General features: G+C 66.1%; 11 protein-coding genes. 5 read left to right on the top strand and 6 right to left on the bottom strand.

Annotated elements, in window-relative coordinates; all coding sequences use genetic code 11:
• Positions 1-643 (top strand): type II toxin-antitoxin system HicB family antitoxin (locus AC1DZ6_RS06480; protein WP_477096376.1); only part of this gene is annotated, 643 nt, incomplete at its 5' end.
• Between the two features lie 216 nt (positions 644-859).
• On the opposite strand, the gene AC1DZ6_RS06475 is transcribed toward AC1DZ6_RS06480, so the two are convergent.
• A complete protein-coding gene (locus AC1DZ6_RS06475; protein WP_477096375.1) occupies positions 860-1,486 on the bottom strand; it encodes a CGNR zinc finger domain-containing protein in 627 nt (208 codons plus the stop codon).
• Between the two features lie 54 nt (positions 1,487-1,540).
• Here AC1DZ6_RS06475 and AC1DZ6_RS06470 point away from each other — a divergent pair, with 54 nt between their 5' ends.
• Positions 1,541-2,881 (top strand): hypothetical protein, encoded by a 1,341-nt coding sequence (locus AC1DZ6_RS06470; RefSeq protein ID WP_477096374.1) that lies wholly within the window; start codon positions 1,541-1,543, stop codon positions 2,879-2,881.
• 190 nt (positions 2,882-3,071) lie between these two features.
• Positions 3,072-4,334, top strand: coding sequence for an SGNH/GDSL hydrolase family protein (locus AC1DZ6_RS06465; RefSeq protein WP_477096373.1), 1,263 nt, complete (start codon positions 3,072-3,074; stop codon positions 4,332-4,334).
• Between the two features lie 108 nt (positions 4,335-4,442).
• On the opposite strand, the gene AC1DZ6_RS06460 is transcribed toward AC1DZ6_RS06465, so the two are convergent.
• Together AC1DZ6_RS06460 and AC1DZ6_RS06455 are read right to left on the bottom strand one after the other, a co-directional pair.
• Entirely contained in the window at positions 4,443-5,333 is an 891-nt protein-coding gene (locus AC1DZ6_RS06460) for a LysR family transcriptional regulator (RefSeq protein ID WP_477096372.1), read from the bottom strand.
• A gap of 52 nt (positions 5,334-5,385) precedes the next feature.
• Positions 5,386-6,555, bottom strand: coding sequence for an MFS transporter (locus AC1DZ6_RS06455; protein ID WP_477096371.1), 1,170 nt, complete (start codon positions 6,553-6,555; stop codon positions 5,386-5,388).
• Positions 6,556-7,033: 478 nt separating this feature from the next.
• On the opposite strand from AC1DZ6_RS06455, the gene AC1DZ6_RS06450 reads away from it, so the two are divergent.
• Positions 7,034-8,269 (top strand): amidohydrolase family protein, encoded by a 1,236-nt coding sequence (locus AC1DZ6_RS06450; protein WP_477096370.1) that lies wholly within the window; start codon positions 7,034-7,036, stop codon positions 8,267-8,269.
• Between the two features lie 116 nt (positions 8,270-8,385).
• Here the strand turns inward: AC1DZ6_RS06450 and AC1DZ6_RS06445 are convergent, their stop codons facing one another.
• A complete protein-coding gene (locus tag AC1DZ6_RS06445) occupies positions 8,386-10,371 on the bottom strand; it encodes a calcineurin-like phosphoesterase C-terminal domain-containing protein (protein ID WP_477096369.1) in 1,986 nt (661 codons plus the stop codon).
• A 300-nt stretch (positions 10,372-10,671) separates the two neighbouring features.
• Between AC1DZ6_RS06445 and AC1DZ6_RS06440 the strand changes: the two genes are divergently transcribed.
• Positions 10,672-14,409, top strand: coding sequence for an outer membrane beta-barrel protein (locus AC1DZ6_RS06440; RefSeq protein ID WP_477096368.1), 3,738 nt, complete (start codon positions 10,672-10,674; stop codon positions 14,407-14,409).
• Positions 14,410-14,518: 109 nt separating this feature from the next.
• On the opposite strand, the gene AC1DZ6_RS06435 is transcribed toward AC1DZ6_RS06440, so the two are convergent.
• Both AC1DZ6_RS06435 and AC1DZ6_RS06430 read right to left on the bottom strand, forming a co-directional pair.
• The gene (locus AC1DZ6_RS06435; protein WP_477096367.1) at positions 14,519-15,973 is read right to left on the bottom strand and encodes a CehA/McbA family metallohydrolase; all 1,455 of its coding nucleotides are present in this window, start codon (positions 15,971-15,973) and stop codon (positions 14,519-14,521) included.
• A gap of 69 nt (positions 15,974-16,042) precedes the next feature.
• Positions 16,043-16,545: TonB-dependent receptor domain-containing protein (locus AC1DZ6_RS06430; protein WP_477096366.1), on the bottom strand; the 503-nt coding region annotated here is incomplete at its 5' end.

Raw genomic sequence — 16,545 nt, 5'->3', positions numbered from 1 at the left:
GGATTGGGTCATGACCACCATCATCTACGTCGCGCTGGTCTCCGGCGGGCAGGAGCAGGGCTATCAAGCTCATTTTCACGACCTTCCCGACTGCGCCGTCAGCGGCGGTGGCTTGGCCCAGCTGCTCAACAACGCCCGGGAGGCGTTGGTGGAACGTTTGGAAGCGTTCGAGGAGGTCGGTGATGTCTGGCCGACGGCGACACCGATCGAGCAGATCTCGCCACAGGCAGGCGTCATGCCCATTCCGGTCGATGTGTCAGTCGACGATCCGCCCATTCGCGTGAACATCTCGTTGGGCGAACGGCTGGTGCAGCGCCTGGACGCCGCCGCCATGGCGGGTGGCATGACGCGGTCGGGCTTCATCGCCAAGGCCGTGCGCGTGAGCCTGGGCGAAGGCTCGAAAGCTCAGGACGAATTCGATGCTGTCGGGCGGCGCTTGCAGGATGAGCTCAGCGCTCTCGGTCGCCGGATCAATGACAGCATCGGTCCGGAGTCCGCATTCACCCGACGCATGAACGAGTTGGACGAGCGTCTGTACGAGGGTGTTCGCAAAGCCGCCGACAACGTCTCCGCCGCGATGGCCCGTAAGCTTGATGGCGCCAAGACCAACGGCGAAGAAACGCCAGCAGCCGCGTCAAGCTAAGGACAGCCAGCAGGCCGTCGACCCGCCTTGGTGGCGACCAGATCATCGCGATGCGCGACGAAAAACGCTCGCGCATGTCCTCGATGACCCGATCCGGAATTCTAAGATCGCCCTTCGCCGTATCGCCCCCGAAACCAGCTTCGACCCTATGATCAAGCGCACGCCCGGACCCGCTGTGTTATCGACGGGCTGGAAAATGACACCGGTCTTCAAGGCTCAAATCAGATCCGGCGGTGCTGAGGATCTTTGACGCAACGAGGCCATCTTGTGCGCGGCGCCACAGGTCTGCATCGAACACCACCGGCGACGGCCGTTCTTGGATGTGTCGGCGAAAATCCAGCCGCACGAGCTTTGATTGTCGCAGCGTTTGAGCTTGAATTTGCTGCGGCTCGAGTCCGCCAGAACCTCGACGAGATCGAGCGTAACCCGCTTTAGCGGAAGGCGCGTGTCCCCGGGTCTGGCGCAGAGCGCCAACTGTCCGTCGCTTGTGATCTTCTGATCTTTCCGAACGTCCAGCAGCCATTCGTTCAGCGTCCGCAAGGCAGCCGTGGGAAGCGGCGCGCCATCGATATGCGCGGCCAAGACGCGAAAGGCCGTATCTCGCAGCACGCGCATGTCGTCCATCAGGCGGGCCCTGGCCTTATAGCCATTCGGCAGGCTGACATGCTCGTCGGGGTTCAGAGCTCCGGCGCGCCGGGCCCATTCCTCATACCGCTCGGGCGTAGCCAAATAGTCCTCGGCGGGCGTGGCGAAACGATCATGGATCGAGTTTGCGAAGTCGATGCACAGCCGCCCGCCATCCAGACGGACAGCGGCGATAGGCCGGGGCGTTGAAGCGTTCATGTCATCAATCTAACAGGTTTGACTCTACCATTGAAATCGAAATAGACGGTAACAATGACGCTCGACCTCACAGCTTCTTCCTCGGATCGGCCAGCGCCTGGCGGGCGCCCTTGGCGGCGCGATCTCATCCGGTCGATGCGAAACGGGTTCTGGATTCTGTGGTTCATCCTTGGGCTTGGCGTGACCGGCGCACTATGGGTTGGCGGCCAGCCTGATCCACGGGGCTTGGGCCAAGCGCTCGACGGCGCTTGGCGCTTCCATCCGGGCGACAATCCAGCCTGGGCCGAGACGGGGGCGGACGATCGAAACTGGGACCGTTTGGCCCTGGTTTCGGATCCGAGCCTTCACGATGGCGACGTCGGCATCCCTGGGTATTTCGATGGATGGCGCGCGCGCGGTCACCACCAGGTCGAAGGCTATGGCTGGTATCGACGCCAAGTGATCCTGCCCCAGCATGGCGACCTGGTGCTCGCCGGTCCGCCGGTTGTCGACGACGGTTATGAGATGTTCTGGGACGGCCAACGCCTTGGCGGAGTTGGCAGACTATCGGGTTCGCCCAAGGTCGGCGTCACGCGGCCGTTGCTGGTGAAGCTGCCGCCATCGGGCGGGAAGTCGACGGCGTTGCTTGCGATCCGAACCTTCATGCAGCCCCACACGGACCGCGACGGGCTGAGCGGCGGCTTGCGCACTGTTCCGGTGCTCGCATCGCCGGCCCAGGGCCAGATACTGCATCAGGCTCAGTGGCGGCGAACGATCGCCGGCTACATCGTCGATGCGGTCGAGCCGGTGTTGATGCTGCTGCTCGTCATCATGGCCGCGTTTGTCGCCCGCGCTCCGGACCGCCGGGAATTCGCGCTCTGGATTGGCCTTGCTCTCATCACCACCGCCGGGTTGCGACTTGGTAACGCGGTCACGGCCTGGTCCGACATGATCAGCTTGCCTAGGCTCTTGTGGCAAAACGGCGTGATCCTGGCGCCTGCCGCCAAGCTCGGCTGGACGTTGGGTTGGAACGCTTGGGTCGACGGCAAAGACCGCCGTTTCGTCTCATTCATCGCGGTCGCGGCCTGGGTTGTTTTGGTCGCCGGCGCCCTTGTGGAAAGCTCGTTATTGGCCACGGCAGGGCGAGCGCTCATCGCCTTGTCATTGGCGCTCATCGGCATCCGCATCGCCCGCTTTGGGCAGCACAAGGTTGCGGCCTTGTGCGCCATGGCGCTGACGTCGGTTGGTCTATTTGCGCCCGATCTATCGGCGATGGGCGTCCCCGGTATCTGGTTTCCCTTCAACATCGGGGTCTCGCGTTCGCAGTACGCCTATGCCTTGGCGCTGCCGGTGCTCGCCTATGTGCTCGCGGCGGCGGGCAAGAGAGACGATGCCGTCGAAGGGCGAGCGACCTAGAAGGCTGGCGAAATTCCTTCGCTTCGCGCTCCTGGGCGCCGCCCGCCTCCCGTAGTTTCCAAGGAGCTTCGCCTTGTTACCCGAGGCGACCGTTTCGGTCATAAGCCAGGGCTATAACTCCTATCGAGATGGCCCAGCTACTGGCAGCGGCCGGTCTGTCCGATGTGTCTTCCCACGAAAAGGAGACACCATGACCTTCCCCCAGAAACATAGAAATCTTCGCGCCGTGCTGATGGCGGGCGTCCTGCTGGCGGCCGGAGGCGCTCATGCCGCGGACTGGACTCCAAGCTGGGGCGCGAGCCCCCAAGCCGCCTGGGGTGCGGAAAACCCGCTTCCGATGAACCTGCCGCAACTCAACGATCAGACGGTCCGTCAGGTCGTTCGGCTCAGCCTGGGCGGAGAGCGGCTGCGCGTGGTGCTCTCGAATGCGTACGGCCGCGAGCCGCTGGTGATCGGCGCCCTCTGGGTCGGCCAGACACTGCCGGGCGGCGCGGTGCGCGCTGACACCGGACAGCGGGTCACGGTCTCTGGCCTGTCGCGGATCGTGATCGCCCCAGGCGCGCAAGTCGTTAGCGATCCTGTGGACTTCGAGGCGCCGCCGCTCAGCCAGGTGAGCGTCAGCCTCTATCTGCCCCAGAGGACGGAACCCAGCACCTTCCATTGGGACGGTCGGCAGACGGCCTACATTGCCTCTGGCGACGTGGCTCGCAACGACATCATCAAGCCAGTGGCGACGACACCGTCTCGGCTGTTTGTGAGCGAAGTGCTCGTAGAGGGGAGCCGTCCCGTCGTGGTCGCTCTCGGGGACAGCATCACCGATGGCGCCAGCGCTTCGCTCGACGCGGATCGACGTTGGACGGACTTCCTCGCCGAAGACCTCGCCCCCGAAGGCGTGGCGGTGATCAACGCCGGGATCTCGGGCGCACGGGTGCTCAGCGACGGAATGGGCGTCAACGCCCTGGCGCGGTTTGACCGCGACGTACTGGCCCCGCCGAACGTCCGAGCGGTCATCGTGCATTTGGGCATCAACGACATCAGCTGGCCGGGAAGTTCCTTCGAGCCGACCGCGGCGGCGGTCTCACCGGAGGCGGTCATTGCCGGCTATCGACAGCTGATCGCGCAGGCGCGGGTCCGAGATGTCCGCATCATCGGCGCCACCCTGTTGCCGTTCCGGCGCGCGCTCGAAGGCACCCCGATCGCCGGCTATTACAGCGAGGACAAGGATCGCGCGCGGCAGGCGATCAACGCCTGGATCCGCACCAGCGGCGAATTCGACGCGGTGATCGACTTCGACGCCGCCCTCCGCGATCCCAAGGACCCAAGCCGGCTGCGGTCGGACGTCGATGGCGGCGACCACCTCCACCCGGGCGACGCCGGCAATCGGGCCATGGCCACGCTGGCGCGCCAGGTCGCGCTTTCGGCCGCAAAGCACGCGGACGCCCAGCCGAACTGAATCCACGGAGAACCGCGTCGCCGATGACTGCCGCCACGATCCGGCTCGCCTTTTCGGCGGCGGCAGGGAGGGCCACACCGACAACTCGCCGCTCGTGAGGCGCCCGGCCTAGCCTGGTGCGTCGACGCCGGGCGCACGCGCGAACTCGGTGGCGATGTGGTCGACCAGGGCCCGCACCCGGCGCGGGATGAACTTCCGCGAGGGGTATACCGCATGGGCCGGCAAGGCGGCATAGACATGGTCCGGAAGCAGATGGATTAGCTCTCCGCTTTCCAGAAGATCGTGCACGAGCGGTAGCTGGGTTGCGCCGACTCCGAGGCCGGATCGGATAGCGTCGATGACCGCGAACGAGTTGTTCGATAGGAAGACCGGCCGCGTGGTGACCTCTACTCGCCCCTGAGGCCCGTCCAGCTTCAGCACATCGCCCCCCGGCGCCCAGCTAAAGCGAACGAACCCATGGTCGGAGAGCTGGTCCGGGGTCTTGGGAAGAGAGCGCTGAGCCGCGTAGCCTCTGGACGCGACGAGAACGCGCGGGATCGAGCCGAGTCGCCGGACCGTGAGGCCGGCCTGGCGCGGAACGCCCAGGCGGACGGAGAGGTCGATCCCTTCATGAATCAGGTCCGAGATACGGTCCTCGAGCTGCAGCTCGATCAGAAGCCCAGGGTGTCGACGCTGAAACGCGATAAGCCAGGGCGACAGATATTGCTGACCAAACCCGCTGGGCGCCTGAAGCCGGACCAAACCCTCCAGCGCGCCCTCGACCGGCCGCAGATCGTCCTCCGCCTCGGCGAGCGCCTTCAGGATCTCCTGAACGCGCAGGAGGTAGCGCTCGCCAGGTTCGGTGAGGCGCAAGCCGCGCGTGGTGCGGTTTATCAACCGGACCGCCAGTTCATCCTCGAGGTTGCTGATCTGTTGGCTGACCGCCGGCTGGCTCAGGCCCAGATCGCGGGCGGCCGCCGAGAGGCTGCCCCGCTCGGCGACCCGCGCGAAGGTCTTCATCACACTCAAGCGGTCCATTCGAGCTGGTCTCACGTCGGCTGGGCTAATGTGGTTAGGGCATGTCGTGCCGAGGCGCCACGGGCGCGGTGGTCGGCGACGATCGCCCAATCAGGCTGACCACGACGGCCAGCACGATTGCGATCGCCGCCGTGAGCGCGACAGCGGGCCAGCCGAGGGCCGAGACAAGCGGGCCGCCAACCGCCGTGCCGAGACTTCCGCCAACGAAATAAACGACCATGTAGAGGCTGTTGAACGGCGCCGGTCGTCGCGGGGCGATACCGAGCACTCGACGCTGGTTCGCGACTTGGGCTGAGAAAAGGCCGGTATCGAACAAGGCCAGCGCCAGCAGCGCCAGCGGCGCGATCCTCAAGGTGAATGGCATCGCTAAGGTGCAGAGAAGCGCCAGCGCCAGTCCAGCAAGCATGACGGGCTGGCTCCCGAAACGGTCGGCGAACTGGCCCGCCACGCGGGTGGCGAAGATGCCGGCGACGCCAGCGAGCGAGTAGAGCCCTACGACTGTGGGCGACAGGCTGAGCGGGGGCAGGGCCAGCGCGAGCGCCAGGCCCGTCCAGACCAGACTGAAGGCGAAGAACCACAGGGCGCCGGCTAGAGCCGCCTTGCGAAGCTCGGAGTTGGTCAGCAGCAGTCGCGGCATGGACGCTAGCGTGGCCCCGTAGGATCCCGTGCCAGACGAGGTGATCCGGGGGAGCAGGACGCTGCTTGCCAGGGCGCAGGCCAGGCAAGCACAGGCGACGATAAGAAGCATCTCACGCCAACCCACCAGATCCGCCAGCCCACCTCCCACCAACCGGCCGAGGAGCACGCCGGCCGATATTCCGGCCGTGACCGTTCCAAGCGCGCGCCCGCGCCCGTTGGCCGGCGAGTGCTTGCCCGCCAAGGTGCTCATCTGCGCACCGGTGCTCGCGCAGATCCCGGAGACCAGCAAGGCTGCTCCGAAGCCAAGGACGTTCGTGACGATCGCGGCGAGGCCGAGCGAAAGGCCCAGAGCGGCCATCTGGGCGGATACAAGTCTTCGGGCCGGCAGATGATCGACGAGCGGAACAAGAAGCGCCAAGCCGATCATATAGCCAAGAATAGGAAGGCCCGCCGCCGCGCTCGTCGCCGCCAAGGACGCATTGAGATCTTTCGCTATGGAGATCAACTCCGGTTGAACCGTATAGCTGGTCGAGGTCGCCACCCCCGCCGCCACCGCGAGAAACAAGACCTGAGCCCCAGTGAGGCTTTGGGAATGGCGGATTGCGCTATGGTTCGCTGACAGCATGGTCGCGACGCTAAACGCGATAAGATCTCGTGGCTGGCGGAATCCGGACGTGGCCAGTAAATCATCCTGTTCGAACGGATCGGCTGTTGTTAGGTAAGATCCGATTGTCAGGCCATGGCGCTTGCATGCCGTAACGCTGTCGCTCTGCGCAGGGCAGTCACTGGAAGAGCGCTGAACTGAACCTGGCACGGTCCCATTGTACGCTCGTGACGGCTGAAGTCGCTGCCTCGACCGCTCTTGATCTCGAAATTTCAGAACAGGCTTACACCGTCTCTTATCCTGCATCGGCGCAAACCCTATTCCGGAGTGGGGCAAAGAGTTCGTTAGCTTCGCGATTAGGCGATGCCAATGTTCATAGCCCGTGGCAGTGATCAACGCAGGGCGGCAATTGATTCGACTGAGGAGACTGGGAAGAGAGATGGCTAGGTTATCTTGGATCACCGCGCTCGCGGTCCTGAGCGCGATGCCCGCGACCGCGGGTGAACTGGCTGTTGTCCACGCCAAGATATACACCTCGCCCGGGGCGCCGGCGATCGAGGACGGTTCGGTCATTGTTCGCGACGGCCGCATTATCGCCGTTGGGCCCGCCTCCGAAACACGCCCAGGTCATGGCGCCCAGGTGATCGAGGGCCGTGGACTGGTCGTGACGGCGGGGTTCTGGAACAGCCACGTCCATCTGATGGGGCCGGCCTTCAGCGCCGCCAGGCCCAGCGATCGGGCCGCGGTCGCCGAGCAGATGGAGAGAATGTTCACGCGCTGGGGCTTCACCACGATCTTCGACATCGCCTCACTGCCGGGCGACGCGATCGCTTTGCGCGGACGCATCACCGCGGGCGAGGTCCCAGGCCCCAATATTCTGACCGTCGATGCGCCCTTCTACCCTAACGACGGCATGCCCGGTTACGCGAAGGCGCTGCTGGCTGGCGCGCCGTCCTTCGAGGTGGGCACGCCCGAGCTTGCGGCGGCGCGAGCCAAGCGGCAGATGGCCGCTGGGGCTGACGGGGTCAAAATCTTCGCCGGCTCGGCTGTCGGCGGGAAGATCGGTGTGCTTCCCATGCCGGTGGACGCGGCCAAGGCGATCGTGCGTGAGGCGCATCGCGTGGGCAAGCCGGCCTTCGCTCACCCGTCCAATGTGGAGGGGCTCGACGTCGCCATCGCTTCAGGTGTCGATGTGCTGGCGCACACGACGCCTGATGGCGGCGCGTGGCTCACGGACATGGCTGCGCGCTTGAAAGCCCATCGCATGGCTTTGATCCCAACCCTGACGTTGTGGAACGTTGAGCTGAAAAAGAGCGGAGCCTCCCCAGCCGAGAGCGAGCAATTTGAGCAAATAGCGCAGGAGCAGCTAAGGAGCTTCTCGGCGGTTGGCGGACAAATCCTTTTCGGCACTGACGTTGGCTATACCGACGCGGTCGATACGACCGACGAATATCGGCTCATGGCCGGGGCGGGCCTGTCGTGGGGACAAATTCTCGAATCCTTGACCACGGCGCCCGCACAGCGGTTCAAGTCTACGAGCAAGGGCCGCGTCGCTCCGGGCATGGATGGTGACCTTACCGTCCTTTCAAACGACCCTGCGCGCGACGTCGCCGCTTTCGCCCAGGTCGCTTACACCATCCGGGCGGGTGAGATTATCTACCAATCCAAGCCCTAGAGGGCGCCAAAGCGGCAGCGCTGCGCCCAGTCAGCGGCATAGCGATCTCGTGACCCGCTTTGAGACTGAGCTTTCGCTTGCGTGTTGGCTGCGCCTTGATCCAGGTCGGTTGCCGGTTACTGATTTTGGAACTTGTTCCAGTGGTCGAAGTCAAAGGTGGGCTTGAGCGCGGCGTGGCGGACCTCGAACACCAGGGTGTCGCGGGCCGGCTCGCCCTGATCGCGGGTGGTCGTGACCACCGCGGTGTGCAGGCCTTCGGACAGGCCGGCGGGCAAGTCGTAGCGCCAGACGTGCGGTGAATGGTCGGCGCGCGAGCCGCGCGGCTGCGGCGGCATCGGCGGCAGGCGCTTCTGACGACCCTGGACGTAGCCCTGGGTTTCCGGATCGCCTGAACGGCTCTGGATCGCCGCGCGGGCCATGGTCAGCTGGCGCTGGAGGGTGAAGGGATCCGAATAGGCCGAACCGCTCCGGATCCCTTCGCCGCGCATCTCCTGGGTGCGGGTCATCGGCGCGGGCGCCGCGCCGTCGACCGAGACCATGACCGTGGTCGTGCTGTCGCCCATCCAGACGTCGGCGGTGATCCAGCTTTGGCCGTCCAGGTCCGCCCGGTTCAGCATCTTCACGTCCGGCAGATCCTGGACGCTGAGCGGCGGCACCGGGTCGCGGGTCTCCTCCGGCGCGTCGCGCCAGGCGAAGATCTTGTCGGCCCAGTCGCGGAAGCGCGGCGTGCTGACCGACAGCCACATGGCGCGGTCGCGGGGCAGACCGCTGGCGCGGTAGTCCAGCGTGTAGTCGGTTCCGTTCACCGCGAAGTCGACATAGCCGCGGGGCGAGCCGTCGCCCTGCAGGCTCATGGGCGTGCCGTCGATGTCGTAGTCGCCGCCCCACCAGTCGCCGGCCACCGCGCCGGCCACCAGGTGGCGGAATGGGATGGTCGAGACCCCGACCGTGGCCTTCCAGCCGGCCATCGAATCGCCTGGAGCCATGTTCTCAAGCGTGTGGCTATGACCCGTCAGCGACAGGGCTGGACGCCCCTTCACCAGGGCGTAGAGCTCGTCGAGATTAGCCGTCTGGTGAGGCTGGGACTCGCTGTTGTCGAAGCCCACGAACGGGATGTGGGCGGCGAACACCACCAGTTTCCTCGGGTCGGTCGTCTTCAGCACGTTGGCGATGAAGGTCATCTGGTCGGGCAGCAGACGGCCGGCGTAGGTCTTCCAGTATTGCTTGCAGAACGGCCGCTCGCGAGCCTCGCGTGGGTCCTCGCCGCAGGGGAACGAGACGTTGTCCAGGAAGATGAACACCGTCTGGCCCATCTCGAAGGCGTAGTTGTTGGGGCCATACAGCCGCCGCCAGGTGTCGGAGCTGTCGATGTCGTGATCGGCGTCGTGGTCGTAGTCGTGGTTGCCCTGCACCCACCATTGCGGAACGCCGACCGCGCCCATCACCTCGGCGGTGCGGGGGATCAGGTGCAGGTCGTCGCTGACGATGTCGCCCAGGGCCAGCAGGCAGGCGGGCTTGGTCTTGGCGTTGAGCAGCTCGCGAACCATGGAGTCGCGCACGTAGCCGACTTCGATGTTGGACGCCGGTTGGACGTCGCCCAGCACCGCGCACTCGAAGCGGGCGCTAGCGTCGGCGCGGATGATCGSGAAGTTGATCGCCGAGGGCAGGGGTCCCGTCGGCGGCAGGCCGCCGTAGCGCAGCGCCTTGGGCGAGCCCGCCGGCTTGTGCTGGTAGGCGAACTGCGGAACCCAGCGCTTGTCGGTGGGCACGCGCCAGCCGCTGGGCTGGATCACGAACACCGCCATGTCGCTTCGAACCGGCAGGACGTAGCGGCCTTGGGCGTCGCTCAGGACGACCTCGCGTCCATTCGAGACCTTCACGCTGGGCACGCCGTGCTCGCCCGCGTCCAGCCGACCGTTGTGGTTCTCGTCGTCGAACACGGCGCCCGCGATCGTCTTGGCGTCGGTCCGCGCGTCTCGCCGCACGTCGACCTGCGCGAAATAGGGCGTGCTCGCGCCTTCCAGCGTTGGAGCCGCCACGGCGGAGCCGGCGCAGGCGACCGCGGCGCAGAGCATCATGATCGGCAGAGAGGTCTTGGTCACGCTGGCGTCCCTTCTTGACGACGTTCGCAGGTCTGTCTGGCGGAAGTCCAAAACACCCTGATGAAACTCACACGAAAAGACGGTGGGGCCGTCTGTGATGGGGTTGTGTGTGGATTTCGCGGAGTTTTCGGCCAAATTCCCCACACAACACAAGCGAACTTCTCGTGACACCCACACAAAATCAACAAATGTCACGTAATCTCCACAAGTCGGGCTTAAGGGAGATGTCGGCGAGGGGGTGGCGGTCGCGATAGCGGCGCGCGGACGCTCGTTGGGCACAATTTCTCTGGGAGAGTCGGTGTGAGGCATCAATCTGCAGCCAGGCGTCGCTGGCGCGGCGTCATCGCGCTACGAGCGCTGGCCCTGGTCAGCACGAGCATTCCGGCGTTCGCGCTGATGGCGACGCCGGCCATGGCCGAGGACTATACCAACGTCCAGGCCTCGGGCCGCGTACAGGCGGCCGATGGCAAGCCGATCGTCGGCGCGGTGGTCAAGATCACGTCGGAGTCCCTGGGCGTGAAGCGCTCGGCCGTGACCAACGCCAGCGGCGCCTACGTCATCCCGCAACTGGCGCCGGGCGCCTATGCCGTCTCGGTGACGGCCGACGGCTTCGACGCCTATGCCGAGAACGGCGTGCTGATCAACCGTTCGGGCGCGTCGAACCTGTTCACCCTGGCGCCTGTCGGCTCGGTCGAGGCCATCGAGGTCAAGGCCGGCCGCCAGCGCACGCCGGACTTCGAGATCACCACCACGGGCGCGGCCATCGACATCGGCGAGCTGGCCGAACGCGTGCCGGTCGGCCGTTCGCTGCGCGACATCGCCCTGATGTCGCCGGGCGTTGTCCAGGGCTCGTCGTCGGCCAATGGCGGCTTCGCCAACCAGATCTCGATCTCGGGCGCCAGCTTCATCGAGAACGCCTTCTTCGTGAACGGCCTGAATATCACCAACTTCCGCATGGGCCTGCTGCCCGTCGAGGTGCCGTTCGATTTCTACAAGTCGGTTGAAGTGAAGACCGGCGGCTATCCCGCCGAGTTCGGCCGCTCGACCGGCGGCTTCGTCAACGCCATCACCAAGTCGGGCACCAACGTCTTCCACGGCGGCGTGACGGCGACCTGGGAGCCCGGCGACCTGCGCGACGGGGCGCCCAACACGTTCAAGAACAATTTCGAGGACGCCACCTCCAGCCGCGAGGAGTGGGTGGCCGAACTGGGCGGGCCGATCATCAAGGACCGCCTGTTCTTCTACGGCCTCTACAACCAGCGCAAGCTCAAGTCCTTCAGCCCCTCGGCCAGCCAGGACAACGCCACCCGCACGAACGATGACGCGCCGTTCTGGGGCGGCAAGTTGGACGGCTGGCTGACCAGCAGGCAGCACCTTGAGTTCACCTATTTCGACAGCACCAAGGATGTCCGGAACCGCAGCCTGAACTACAACCGCGCCACCAAGCAGGTCGGGGCGGAGACCGGCGGCACCAACCAACGTTCGGGCGGCGAGAACTACATCGGCCGCTACACCGGCACCTTCACGCCCTGGTTCACCCTGTCGGCGGCCTACGGCGTCAACAAGTTCCGGGATGGCCAGCTGCCGCTCGACACGACCCACGAGCGGGTCATCGACTACCGGACCAATTCCGCCGGCGTCGATATCGGCGTCAACAAGGTGACCGATGCGATGTCGTTCAACAACGACGAGCGGACGTTCTACCGCGCCGACGCCGACTTCAACTTCAACCTGCTCGGCGCCCACCACCTGCGGGTCGGCTACGACCACGAGGAAAACACCGCCACCCAGGTGTTCGAGACGATCGGCTCGGGCTTCCTGAAGATCTTCCGCGCCACGGGCACGGACCAGACCGGACTGGCGGCGGGAACGGACTACGTGACCACCCGCGTATACCGCAACAGCGGCTCGTTCGGCACGGTCAACCAGGCCTTCTACGCGCAGGACCAGTGGTCGCTGTTCAACGACCGCCTGCAGTTCGAACTGGGCGTGCGCAATGACCGGTTCGACAACCGCAACGCCGACGGCTCGACCTTCTACGATCCGGGCAACCAGTGGGCGCCGCGCATCTCGGTGTCGGGCGACCCTTTCGGCGACGGCAAGTCCAAGCTCTACGGCTTCTTCGGTCGCTACTACCTGCCGCTGCCCAGCGACCTGTCGCTGAAGTTCGCCGGTTCGCTGGTGACCTATACCCGCTATAATCTGCTGACGACCGTGGCCGCCGACGGCACGCCGGGCCGGGGCGCGCCGGTCACCAGCGTGACGGGCATGGCGCCTTGTCCGGACACCGGAACGGCCAACTGCCTGGTCTCGGCCTCGGGCCTAGTGGCCGACACCGCAGAGTCGATCGCCCACAACCTCAAGCCCCAGTCGGCCGACGAGTTCGTGCTGGGCTACGAGCGGCGCTTTGGCGACCTGATCAAGGTGGGGGCCTACTTCACCCACCGCGAGTTGAACAGCATCATCGAGGACGTGGCCATCGACACCGGCGCGCGCGCCTATTGCGTGAAGGCCGGCTTCACCGCCGCCCAGTGCCAGTCCAGCTTCGGCGGCGGCCGCCAGTGGGTGATCGTCAACCCGGGCGAGGACGTGAAGATCCGGTTGAACAGTCTGCCCGACGGCTCCAAGCCGGTCGTCACGCTGTCGGCCGCGGACCTGACCTATCCCAAACCCAAGCRCGACTACAACGCGCTGACCGCCACCTTCGACCGGGACTTCGACGGCAAATGGTCGCTGTCGGGCTCGTACACCTGGGCCGATCTGAAGGGCAATTACGAGGGCGGCGTGCGCTCGGAGAACGGCCAGCTGGCCATCAACACCACGGCCGACTTCGACTCGCCAGGCTTCCTGAACGGCGCCGACGGCTACCTGCCCAACCATCGCCGGCACACCTTCAAGGGTTACGGCAGCTATCAGGTCAACAAGTGGTTGACCCTGGGCGGCAATGGCCAGGTCCAGTCGCCGCGCAAGTACAGCTGCATCGGCATCGTGCCCAATGCGGTCGATCCCGTCGCCTTCGGCTACCAGGGCTACGGCTTCTACTGCCAGGGCAAGGTCGTCGACCGCGGCTCGGCCTTCGAGGGCGACTGGGTGACCCAGTTCAACGCCAGCGCCGTGCTGACCCTGCCCACCCCGGACGACCGCTTCGACGCCTCGTCCCTCGGCCGTGTTCCTTCCCCCGCGGCCGAGGGACGTCCCTTCCTGAACCGGGACTCAGGTCATAATGTCCCGCGACCATCGTCGGCGACTCTCCAGTCGGCGATCGACAAAAACGGATCGATGATGCTGAAGCGGTACGATCGTCAGCGCGACATACTGAACCTGCTGGAACCCAACCAGACGCGCGCCATCGCCGACATCGCAAAGGCGCTGTCGGTTTCGGAAGAGACGATCCGCCGCGAGCTGCGCGTGATGGAGGACGCCGGCGCGATCGTGCGCCTGCACGGCGCCGTGCGGCTCCCGCCTCAGGAGATCGAGGGTCCCTTCGACCTTCGCATGCAGACCAACATCGCCGCCAAGACCCGCATCGCCGAGGCCGTGATCCGGTTCATCTCGGACGGCGACACCGTCTTCCTCGACAGCGGCTCGACCTCCTGCTTCGTGGCCAAGGCGCTGGGCGAGCATCGCCAGCTGAAGATCATCACCAATTCCCTGGCCGTGGCCCACGCGATCCGCAAGGACAGGGGGCACACGCTGTTTCTCGCGGGCGGCGAACTGAACGCCGCCTACCAGTCGTTCTCGGACCGGCACGCGCAGGACTTCATCGCCGGTTTTCGACCCAGCCTGTCAATTCTGACCGTGGGCGCCGTGCACGCCGAGCACGGCCTGATGGACCACTCCCCCAGCGAAGCGAACATGAGCCGCATCGCCTACGCCACGGCCAGCCGCGTGCTATTGGCCGTCGATCAAGGCAAGTTTGGGCGCATCGGCCTCGTCCATACCGCCTCAATCAAAGATATCGACATCCTGGTCACCGACGCGCCGCTGGCCCCGGCCTTCCAGGAAGCGTTCTCCCACGCCGAGGTGGTGGTCGCCTGAATGCAGGACTTCGTCCGGGAGCGCCTCGCCCTATGGCGCGCCTCGGACCGGGGCGTCTAGCCTTCGAGGCGCGCCAATCTGGCGGCAGGGCGGGATGTGGCGCTTCGTGTCAGGATGGGCGCAAGTAGATGGGATTGCCGATCATCAACAAGCGACCGGTTGAGTCCCGCAGGTTCAAACGCACCCAGCTCGGCTTGCCGCCCATTTTCATCTTGAAGACCCCGGCTGGATCGACCGCCAGAGCAAGCTTGCCGCCGTCACGGATCACCTCCAACCCGGCTAGGTCCGCGCCGGTGACGGACGCGGTGAAGGTCACGATGTCACCCGGGTGCGCCAGCAGGGTTCCGCCCATCATGGCCTGGCCCGATTTCGAACGGGCGCCGAGGTCCAGCGTCCGGTCCTTTGCGCCGTCCAGGTCAATGAACACCCGGCCCGCGCGGATCCCGGCCAGGACGCCGGCCGTCGACAGGTCTTCGGCGTGGACCACCGTGGTCGGGCGGCCGACCGCGCCCGGGGTGTCGGGCGTCAGCCCGGCGTCGTGATTGTCGCTGCCGCCGACGGCGGTGATGCGGTGGCCGGCGTTCAATTGGGCCTCCCAGAAGGGCACGCCGAACAGCGGCCCCTCGGCCCCGCCTTGGGCGCGCTGCGAGCCGCCGTTGGCGACCTCGATCGACTGCACCTGGTCATAGTCGGTGTTGGGAACGGTCCAGCCGCAGCCCATGCACTGCTCGCCTGAGGGCGCGCTGGGGTGGTTGATCGAGAACACTCCGCCGGCCGCCGCGACCGCGCTTTGCAGGCTCTTGATGTCGGGCACGCTGGGATCGCCCAGCCGGAAATCGATGAAGGCCGTGGGGCCGAAGACGTTGGCATGGCCCTGGAAGGTGGTGACCTCGCGTCCCGGGATCAGCAGCAGCTGGTCGAAGGCCGGCTGCAGCTCGGACATGGCTTCGTAATGGCTGGTGGTGTTGTGATCGGTGATGGCGATGAAATCCAGGCCCTGGGCCTTGGCGGCCTCAACCGTGCGATAGACCGGGCACGGGGCGCGGACGCCCGACTGGGCCAGGCACGAGCCGTCGCTGTGGGCGGTGTGCATGTGCAGGTCGCCGCGATACCAGCCGGGCGCGGCCTTCAGCGGCGCGGGGGCGAAGCTGGTCGTCGCGGGGCCGCGCTCGAAGGTGATCCTCGCCTCATAGGCCGCCGACGAGCCCGGCCGCGCGTTGGGCACGCCCAGCAGCAGGGTCCAGCGACCGGCCGGCAGCGGGCCGGGCAGGTAGCTGGGGGTGGCGTCCTCGGCCGAGAGCGTGAAGCGCTTCTTGTTGCCGCCGCTCCAGCCGCGGAACCGCACCGGGTCCAGCAGGCCCAGGTCGACGACGGTCTTCTGGCCGCGGGCGTAGTCGACCTCGACCGTCAGGCGGGCGACGCCCTGCGGGACCTCGAAGGTCACCGGCTTGTAGGTCTGGTGGTCGGCGCCCAGGATCTGGCCGGCCAGGACCAGGTCGGGCTTGGTTTCGGCCCAGGCCGGGGCGGCCACGAGGAGGAGGAGAAGCGCCAGCCAACGGACCATGTTCGGCTCCCAAAAAAGGCGGGCGACCGGTCGAAACCGGCCGCCCAGTCGAGGGGATTTCAGGAAAAACTAGAAGCGGTACATCAGCGCCGCGCGGAACGAGCGGCCGAACTCCGGCCGGCCGATGCCGTACAGCGATCCGGCCTCGCCGCTGATGATCTGGCCGGCGCGCGGATTGCCCTCGGTCAGGCCCAGCTCGTCGAACAGGTTGTTGCCGTAGGCGTAGACCGTCAGGGCGTCGGTGATGTTGTAGCGAACCGTGGCGTTGACCAGGGTGTAGGCCGGCAGTTTCGAGGTGTTGGCGGCGTCCGAATAACGGTCGTCGTAGCGCTCGACGCTGGCCTCCAGCCGCAGCTTGGTGTCCAGCAGGTTGAAGCCCGGCGTCAGGCGGAACGAGGTCTTGGGCACACGGATCAGCTGGTTGCCCGTGAAGTCGCGGGTGCGGCTGGCCGTGGCGGCCGGGGGCTTGACCTGGCAGGTCGGGTCCGACGCGGCGACCGTGCAGGCCTCCTCGAACTTGTAGTCGCCGAACTCGGGGTTCTGCAGGGTGGCGTTGAAGCGCAGGTCGAACC

The sequence above is a fragment of the Caulobacter sp. P1_B12_2 genome (assembly GCF_056406675.1).
Note: the sequence above shows the minus strand (reverse complement) of the source record. Positions and strands in the feature narration are given on the sequence as shown.

Bases quoted from the DNA above. Each gene is read 5' to 3' on its own strand.
- AC1DZ6_RS06465 (WP_477096373.1), top strand. From the start codon at position 3,072: ATGACCTTCCCCCAGAAACATAGAAATCTTCGCGCCGTGCTGATGGCG.
- AC1DZ6_RS06435 (WP_477096367.1), bottom strand. From the start codon at position 15,973: ATGGTCCGTTGGCTGGCGCTTCTCCTCCTCCTCGTGGCCGCCCCGGCC.
- AC1DZ6_RS06460 (WP_477096372.1), bottom strand. From the start codon at position 5,333: ATGAAGACCTTCGCGCGGGTCGCCGAGCGGGGCAGCCTCTCGGCGGCC.
- AC1DZ6_RS06475 (WP_477096375.1), bottom strand. From the start codon at position 1,486: ATGAACGCTTCAACGCCCCGGCCTATCGCCGCTGTCCGTCTGGATGGC.
- AC1DZ6_RS06450 (WP_477096370.1), top strand. From the start codon at position 7,034: ATGGCTAGGTTATCTTGGATCACCGCGCTCGCGGTCCTGAGCGCGATG.
- AC1DZ6_RS06470 (WP_477096374.1), top strand. From the start codon at position 1,541: ATGACGCTCGACCTCACAGCTTCTTCCTCGGATCGGCCAGCGCCTGGC.